This is a genomic window from Corallococcus sp. AB049A, from assembly GCF_003668885.1.
GTDB classification, from domain to species: Bacteria; Myxococcota; Myxococcia; order Myxococcales; family Myxococcaceae; genus Corallococcus; species Corallococcus interemptor.
This window is the reverse complement of the sequence record NZ_RAWL01000392.1, coordinates 1-8,061: the sequence shown is the minus strand read 5'-3', so window position 1 is coordinate 8,061 and position 8,061 is coordinate 1. Positions and strand designations below refer to the sequence as shown.

Genomic DNA, 8,061 nt, shown 5'->3' with positions numbered 1-8,061 from the left:
GGGTGGGAGGGAGTCCACACAACGCAAGGCCCGGGCCAGCCGTTCCCCCGGAGGGTCCGCGCCCTGTTACGGACTGGGACCGCCGCAAATCACCACACCGGGGCTGGCACTTTGCCTGAGCTACAGTGGCCGCCCCCTCGCACGGAGACCGAGCCTGACCATGAGCCAGAACCTCTACGACATCCCCCTCACCGGCATTGATGGCGCTTCCCGCACGCTCGGTCAGCACAAGGGCAAGGTCCTGCTGGTGGTGAACGTGGCCTCCAAGTGTGGCCTGACGCCCCAGTACGAAGGCCTGCAGAAGCTCTACGCGAGCCGGCAGGGCAAGGGCCTGGAGGTGCTGGGCTTCCCCGCGAACAACTTCCTGGGACAGGAGCCGGGCAGCGAGGCGGAGATCCAGCAGTTCTGCACGCTGAAGTACGACGTGACCTTCCCGCTGTACTCGAAGATCTCCGTGGTGGGGCAGGACAAGCACCCGCTCTACCACGCGCTCACGGGCGCCATCCCGGAGGCCACGGGCGAGGGGCCCATGCGCGCGAACCTCAAGGGCTACGGCATCGAGGCCAACCCGAAGCCGGAGGTGCAGTGGAACTTCGAGAAGTTCCTCATCAGCCGGGATGGCCGCGTGGTGGGCCGCTTCGCGCCGGACGTGACGGCGGAGGATCCGCGGCTGGTGCAGGCCATTGACGCGGAGCTGGCGAAGCCGGCCTGACTCAGGCCTCCGAAGGCTGCGTCCGTCCACAGGCGCGGTTGGCCGGGACGGCGACGTCGATCTTCCTGGGCCGGGGCAGGTTGAGCCCGGCCATCACGCGGATGAACTCCTCGCGGCTCCTGCCCGCGAGCCGCGGGTTGTGGCGCTTCTCCTCGCCGATGCTCGTGGACGTGTGCCCGTGGTAGTCGTGCCCGGGATAGACGAGCGTCGCGTCCGGGAGCTGGAAGAGGACGCGGGTGATGGAGTCGTAGAGCTGGCCCGCGCTCCCGTTCTGGAAGTCGGTGCGGCCGTTGCCCCGCACCATCAGGGCATCCCCGGTGAAGACGCGGTCGCCCAGCAGGTAGCTCACGCTGTCGTCCGTGTGGCCCGGCGTGGCGAGCACCTGGAAGGCGCACGGGCCCACGTGCACCGTGTCGCCGTGGCGCACCTGGAGGTCGGCGCACTCGGCCCCGCCCGCTCCGGCCACCACCTGGCAGTGCGTGCGCTCCCGCAGCGTGCCGGACGCGGTGACGTGGTCCGCGTGCACGTGCGTGTCGAAGACGTGGGTGAGCACGAGCCCCAGCTCCCCGACGAGCTTCAGGTCGCGCTCCACCTGCTCCAGCACCGGGTCGATGAGCACGGCCTGGCGCGTGGACGCGTCACCCACGAGGTACGTGTACGTCGAGGACTCGGAGTCGAAGAGCTGGCGGAAGAGCATGTCGAGGTCTCCAGACTCCATGGGGCCATGCGGGGCTTACGGCGTCCCTGAGTCCCTTTGCAAGTGTGGACCCGGCGACGCGGAGGTCGCCTCGGAGGACAGGTGTCACGCGGCTCCAAGGGCGCGCAGGCTCGCCGCCCGCGTCAATGACAGGCGCGGGTGCCTCCCGGAGGCCGTCCATGTCCGCGTCCCAGGCCGCATATCGTGAGGCGTCCCTTCCCCTCAAACCCTCGGCCTCCTCCGAGCACCACCGGGTGCTGATCATCGGCGGTGGCACCGCGGGGCTCACGGTCGCGGCGCGGCTCAAGCGCAAGGGCGTGCAGGGGGTCGCCGTCCTGGAGCCCTCCGCGCAGCACTACTATCAGCCGCTGTGGACGCTGGTGGGCGCGGGCGCCGCGGACATCGCGAGCTCCGTGCGGCCGGAGGCGGACTACATCCCGAAGGGCACGCGGTGGATCCAGGACCGCGCGGAGGAGGTGGACCCCGTGCGCCAGCGGGTGCTCACGCGCGCTGGCACCCGGGTGACGTACGACTTCCTCGTCGTCGCTCCGGGCATCCAGCTGGACTGGGACAAGGTGCGCGGCCTGCGCGAGGCGCTGGAGACGCCGTTCGTGTCCAGCAACTACGACTTCCGGCTGGCGCCGAAGACGTGGGAGATGGTGCGGGCGTTCCGGGGCGGCACGGCCCTGTTCACCCACCCGGCCACGCCGGTGAAGTGCGCGGGGGCGCCGCAGAAGATCATGTACCTGGTGGCGGACCACCTGCGCCGCAGCGGGCTCGCGGGCAAGTCGCGCGTCATCTTCGGTTCGGGTGCCAAAACCCTCTTCTCCGTACAGCCCTTCGCCCGGGTGCTGGAGGGCGTCGTGGACCGCTACGGCATCCAGACGCACTTCGGGCATGACCTTGTCGAGGTGCGCGCGGCCACCCGCGAGGCCGTCTTCGCGGTGATGCGCGACGGGCGCCGGGAGCAGGTGACGGTCGGGTATGATCTGCTGCACGTCACGCCGCCGCAGAGCGCGCCGGACTTCATCAAGCGCAGCGCGCTGGCGCACCCGGACGGCCCGAACACGGGCTGGGTCAAGGCGCACAAGCACACGCTCCAGCACCCGGATCATCCGAACGTCTTCGCCATTGGAGACGCGAGCGACCTGCCCACGTCCCGCACCGGCGCCGCCGTCCGCGCGGAGGCGCCCGTCCTGGTGGAGAACCTGGTGGCGGTGATGGAGGGGCGCGAGCCCACGGCCCGCTACGACGGCTATGCGTCCTGTCCGCTGGTGACGGGCTATGGGCGGATGCTGCTGGCGGAGTTCGACTACGAGGGCCGGCCCGCGCCGAGCCTGCCGTTCATCAACACCTTCGTGGAGCGCCGGGACCTGTGGCTGCTCAAGAAGTACGGGCTGCCGCGGCTGTACTGGGACTGGATGCTTCGTGGACGCGCGTGAACACTCTCGCGTACGGACTGCTCGACGGAGGGGGCTTCCCGTGCGAGCGTCCCGGCCGTGACGCCCTACGACAAGATCTTCGAGAACAACAAGGCCTGGGCGGAGGAGCAGCTCCGCGCCGATCCGGAATTCTTCAACAAGCTGTCGGTGTCGCAGCAGCCGGACTTCCTCTACATCGGATGTTCGGACAGCCGCGTGCCGGCGAATCAGATCATGGGCCTGGCGCCGGGTGACGTCTTCGTTCACCGCAACGTCGCCAACCTGGTCAACAACGTCGACCTCAACGTGATGTCGGTCATCAACTACGCCGTCCGGCAGCTGGACGTGAAGCACATCATCGTCTGCGGCCACTACGGCTGCGGCGGCGTGCGCGCGGCGATGCAGCCCAAGGACCTGGGCATCCTGAACCCCTGGCTGCGCAACATCCGGGACGTGTACCGCTTCCACAAGCAGGAGCTGGACGGCATCGCGGACGAGACGAAGCGCTACGAGCGGCTGGTGGAGCTCAACGTCCTGGAGCAGAGCATCAACATCATCAAGACGGCGGCCGTGCAGAAGTCCTACCTGACGCGGGGCTTCCCCATCGTGCACTCGTGGGTGTTCGACCTGCGCAACGGCATCCTCCAGGACCTGAAGCTGGACTTCGTCCAGACGCTCCACAACATCCAGGAGGTCTACGACCTCACGAAGGAGTGAGGAACCCCTCCGCCGCATGCGCTTCTTCCTGACCCTTCCGGACGGACGTTCCTTCGCGCTGGAGAAGCCGGTGGTGTCCGTGGGCTCGGAGCCCGCGTGCGACGTCGTCCTCTCCGCGCCCGGCGTGAAGGGCAGCCATGCGCTGCTGTTCCGCGACGCGCGCGGGTGGACGGTGTCCGCCGCCAGTGCGGACTGCGATGTCCGGGTGCGGGGCAAGCGGGTGGAGCTTTCACCGCTGGAGCCGGGGGACTCGTTCAGCGTCGGCAAGGCCGTGCTCACGCTGACGGCCTCCGACGCCCCGGTCCGGCTGGAGACTTCGGCGCCGCCGTCCCGCCTGCTGGGCGTGCTGACGGACTTCGCTTCGCGGCTGCTCGTGCAGCGGCCCGCGTCGGAGCTGCTGGAGGCGGCGCTGCGGGGAATCGCGGAGGTCACTTCCGCGGACGTGGGGTTCCTGGTGTCGGTGGAGGGCGACCGGCGGCAGGTGCTGGGGGCCACGGGGTCCGTGCCGGCTTCGGTGGTGGTGGACAGCCTCGTGGATCAGGTCGTGGGCTCGGGGGCTCCGGTGCTGGTGCCGGACGTCGCGGCGGAGGCGGCGCTCGCGGGGGCTCCCAGTGTGCTGGCACTGCGGCTCACCTCCGCCCTGGTGCTGCCGCTTCGCGCGGCCTCCGCGCCGCTGTGCGCGGTGTACCTGGGGCGGCGGTTGGGCAGTCCTCCGTTTTCGCCTCGTGAGCTGGAGGAGGCCATGGCGCTGTCGTCGCTCGCGGCGCTGCTGCTGGCCACGTCGCGCGAGCTGACCGAGCTGCGCGTGCAGGTGGACAGCCTCACGCAGCGCATCGCCGCGGCCACGTTCGAAGGGCTCATCGGTGAGTCCCCGGCCATGCGGCACCTCTACCGTCAGATTGAGCGCCTGGGGCCCACGTCCCTGCACGTGCTCATCCAGGGGGAGACGGGCACGGGCAAGGAGGAGGTGGCGCGCGCGCTGCACCGGCGCAGTGGACGGCGGGGCCGGCTGGTGGCCATCAACTGCGCGGCGCTTCCGGAATCCCTCATCGAGCGCGAGCTGTTCGGCCACGTTCGCGGGGCGTTCTCCGGCGCGACCTCCGACCGTGCGGGCCTGGTGGAGGCGGCGGATGGGGGCACGCTCTTCCTGGATGAGATTGGAGACATGCCGCTGGCGCTCCAGTCGCGCCTGCTGCGCGTCGTCCAGGAGCACGAGGTGACGCGGCTGGGGGAGCACCGTCCTCGCAAGGTCGACATGCGCGTGGTCGCGGCCACGCATCAGCCGTTGAAGGCGCTCGTCGCCCGGGGCGGCTTCCGCGAGGACCTGCTCTTCCGCCTGGACGAGGTGCGCCTGGAGGTGCCCGCGCTGCGGGAGCGCGGCGAGGACGTGCTGCTCATCGCGCACCATGTCCTGAAGCAGCAGGGGGCGCGGGCTCGGGGCTTCACGCAGAAGGCGGCGGAGGCCCTGCGCGGACATCCCTTTCCGGGCAACGTCCGGGAGCTGGTGTCCCGCGTGCGGCGCGCGGCCATCCTCGCTTCGGGCGAGCTCATCGGCGTCGAGGACCTGGACCTGGGGGCGGACACCGCGCCGCTGGTGCCGCTGGACGAGGCGCGCGACGCGTTCGTGCTGCGCTACGTGCGCGAAGCCATCGCGCGCAGTGGAGGCAGCAAGAAGGAGGCGGCGCGGGCCCTGGGCATCGGCCTGCGCTCCGTGTTCCGCTACCTGGGGGAGGAGGACTGAGAGGCCCACATGCGTATGCGTGTTTCACTATGGCGGCTGCTTGCCGTTCTTGCGGTGACCATGGGTTGTGCCGAGGCACCGCTGTCACCCAGCCCCGCTGGGGTTCGGATGTGGCGGGGACCTCTCATGAACGTGCCAGGCGGAGGGCAGTTCCGGACCGTCATCTATTATGGGCCGTGGCAATGCAGCGCCCAGCTCATGACCTATTGCCAGGAGAAGTGCGCGGGAAGGGGCCACGTCCTTCAGGGGTGTATGTGGCTGGCGGACGTGAAGATGGATTTCCAGGGCACGCTGGTGCAGGCCGGGAGCCGATTCGGGATGGCGCACTGCTGCTGCAACTACGGCGCATTGACGCCCGTCCAGAACGAAGCGGCTCGCAATCGTTGGAACAAGGCTCGAAAGGGATTCCGGGAGGAATGGTCCCGGCGGTTCGGTGACTGGCCGACGGAAGCCGACGGAAAGCCCTACCAGGGCCATCACATCCGCGACCTCCAACATGGCGGCAACCCTACTGACTGGGACAATCTCCTGCCGTTCCCCCAGGACCTTCACGAAGATCTTCTGGGTCCCTACAACCAGTGCTACGCGAACCAGCCTCCATGGACGCGAGTGGGAGTGGACCACCCCTATGGTGAGTAATCCCGAAGTCATGTCGGCGCTGCTGGAGGATGTATCGCGGCTCCACTTCCCGAACCCACCCGCGACTCCAGCGGAGATCGATGCCTTCGAGCAGAGAGTCGGATGGCGCCTGGATCCGGACCTCCGTGCCTTCTACCTGCATTGCGATGGCGCGAAGCTCTTCGATCGCGTCGACCCCGCTTTCAACTTTTACCCGCTGGCGAAGATTCGCCGCGCTCGCGTCGTCCTTCTCAAGGACGATACGGACAAGGCGGGTCCCGCATCCTGGTACGCGCTCTGTGAGGTTCGGGATACCAATTACATCTTTGTCGATGTGAGCCTGCAGGAGGGAGAGCGGTACTCCATCCGGGATGGCTACCGCGAAGCGTTTCCGGACCCTGCCTACAACCGGCGGATCGCGGGCTCCTTCTCGGAGTTCCTGCGAGGGGCGCTCCATTCCAATGAAGAATGGTTCTGGCTGCGGGAGGAGGACTGAAGCCCATGCGCCGCCTGTTCCCGCTCATTGTCCTGGTGCTGCTCGTGGGCCCGGGCTGTCCGCTCGACATCCAGGTCCGTGAGGCGCCGGACGCGGGGTGTTCCGAAGCCGCCTGCTCGAGTGCTTGTGCCTCCGACCGGGAGTGTCCCGAGGACCAGCGCTGCCATGACCTCTACAACGAGTGCGAGGACGGTCCCCGGCTCACGGAACCCTGTTCCGCCAGCTTCGACTGTTCCAGCAACGCGAGATGCATGGGAGGGCACTGTGTCAAAAGCTGTGAGCGGGGGTGCCCCCTGGGCTACCAGTGCGGACCCGAGGCCACGTGCGTCGAGACCTGTGACGGCCTGACTCCCGCCAACCTGGGCAGCTACTGTGCGTCGTCCATGGACTGCACCCGGTGCGGCTTCTGCGCGGACTTCGGAGATGGGAAGAAGTGCCGCCTGCCCTGCAGGTCGGATGCGGAGTGTCCCGATGGGGGGGCTGGCTCCTGTGCGCAGATTCCCGGGACCACCCTCCGGGCGTGCCAGCCGTGAGCGGGACCGGGGGTTTGATTGCGCGGATCGCGCTCCCTAGACTGCGCGCGCGATGACGGGCGAACTGCTGGCCGGCCGCTACCAGTTGGAGCAGGAGTTGGGGCGGGGCGGAATGGCGACGGTCTACCTCGCCCTCGACCTGCGGCTGTCCCGCCGCGTGGCCGTGAAGGTGCTGCATCCGGGCATGGACGCCCGCTTCACCGAGCGCTTCCGTCAGGAGGCGGAGGTGGTGGCCTCGCTCCAGCACCCCAACGTGCTGGCGGTGCATGACCTTGGCGAAGACGCCGTGCGCGGCCCGTTCCTCGTCTGCGAGTGGGTGCAGGGGGAGAACCTGCGTGGATGGGCGCTGCGTCTGGCGCCCCTGCCACCGGAGGCCGTCGCGCTCCTGGGATGGGAGCTGGCCCGCGCGCTGGAGGCGGCGCACGCTCGCGGCGTGGTGCACCGGGACGTGAAGCCGGAGAACGTGCTCGTGGCTCACGGCGGGCCACTGAAGCTCGCGGACTTCGGCATCGCCGCGCTGGCGGACCGGGCCCGGCTGACGAGCACCGGCGCCATCATTGGCTCGCTGGCGTACATGGCTCCCGAGCGCATCGACACCGGCGCCTGGTCCCCGGCGTCCGATGTCTACGCGGTGGGCGTCGTGATGTTCGAGCTGAGTACAGGGGCGACGCCGCATGCAGGGGAGGGCAGTGCCCGGCTGGCGGTCTCGGTGATGACCCGCGATGCGCCATCCCTGGTGGATGCCGCTCCAGGCACTCCCGCTCCCCTGGGCGCCCTGGTCGCGCGGTGTCTTGCCCGGGATGCGCGCGACCGGCCCGTGGATGGCGCGGCGCTGGTACAGGAAATGGAGGCCGTGCTGCGGCCATGGGTCGGTGCTCCCGCGGAAGCAGCCCGTGCCTTCTTCCAGGCCCCGGAGGCCTGTGTGGCCCGCTGGCGCGAGGACGGTTTCCAACGGCTGTTGGGCGAAGGCCGAGAGCTGCTTGCCTCGGGGCGGGGCGCACGGGCCGCGCGGTGTCTCAACGCCGCGCTGGCGCTCCAGCCCGGGTCTCCCGAGGTGCTGGCGCTCCTGCGGTCGCGTCCCGTGACGAAGGGCTGGCTCCGGCGCGCGTGGCCGGAGCACAAGAAG

Annotated in this window: 9 protein-coding genes; 8 read left to right on the top strand and 1 reads right to left on the bottom strand. The window is 69.3% G+C overall.

The features are described 5' to 3' along the window. Nucleotides 1-160 precede the first annotated feature (160 nt). Entirely contained in the window at nucleotides 161-712 is a 552-nt protein-coding gene (locus tag D7X55_RS31140) for a glutathione peroxidase (protein WP_120552687.1), read from the top strand. A 1-nt stretch (nucleotide 713) separates the two neighbouring features. On the opposite strand, the gene D7X55_RS31135 is transcribed toward D7X55_RS31140, so the two are convergent. Next, nucleotides 714-1,409: an MBL fold metallo-hydrolase gene (locus D7X55_RS31135; protein WP_121724962.1), complete on the bottom strand. Its 696-nt coding sequence runs from the start codon at nucleotides 1,407-1,409 to the stop codon at nucleotides 714-716. A gap of 179 nt (nucleotides 1,410-1,588) precedes the next feature. On the opposite strand from D7X55_RS31135, the gene D7X55_RS31130 reads away from it, so the two are divergent. The 7 genes from D7X55_RS31130 to D7X55_RS31100 form a co-directional block, all read left to right on the top strand. Further along, nucleotides 1,589-2,851 carry an FAD/NAD(P)-binding oxidoreductase gene (locus tag D7X55_RS31130; RefSeq protein WP_147442972.1) on the top strand — a complete coding sequence of 421 codons (1,263 nt, stop codon included), beginning with the start codon at nucleotides 1,589-1,591 and terminating at the stop codon, nucleotides 2,849-2,851. Nucleotides 2,852-2,908: 57 nt separating this feature from the next. Next, complete coding sequence (locus tag D7X55_RS31125; protein WP_120552689.1) at nucleotides 2,909-3,547, top strand: carbonic anhydrase; 639 nt, start codon at nucleotides 2,909-2,911, stop codon at nucleotides 3,545-3,547. Nucleotides 3,548-3,563: 16 nt separating this feature from the next. After that, nucleotides 3,564-5,288, top strand: a complete 1,725-nt coding sequence (locus tag D7X55_RS31120) for a sigma 54-interacting transcriptional regulator (RefSeq protein ID WP_121724961.1) — start codon at nucleotides 3,564-3,566, stop codon at nucleotides 5,286-5,288. A gap of 267 nt (nucleotides 5,289-5,555) precedes the next feature. Further along, entirely contained in the window at nucleotides 5,556-5,927 is a 372-nt protein-coding gene (locus D7X55_RS31115; protein ID WP_233610173.1) for a hypothetical protein, read from the top strand. 10 nt (nucleotides 5,928-5,937) lie between these two features. Beyond that, nucleotides 5,938-6,402 carry an SMI1/KNR4 family protein gene (locus D7X55_RS31110; protein ID WP_121724960.1) on the top strand — a complete coding sequence of 155 codons (465 nt, stop codon included), beginning with the start codon at nucleotides 5,938-5,940 and terminating at the stop codon, nucleotides 6,400-6,402. A gap of 5 nt (nucleotides 6,403-6,407) precedes the next feature. Next, nucleotides 6,408-6,935, top strand: a complete 528-nt coding sequence (locus D7X55_RS31105) for a latent transforming growth factor beta-binding protein (RefSeq protein ID WP_121724959.1) — start codon at nucleotides 6,408-6,410, stop codon at nucleotides 6,933-6,935. 52 nt (nucleotides 6,936-6,987) lie between these two features. Then, nucleotides 6,988-8,061: serine/threonine-protein kinase (locus tag D7X55_RS31100; protein ID WP_147470275.1), on the top strand; the 1,074-nt coding region annotated here is incomplete at its 3' end.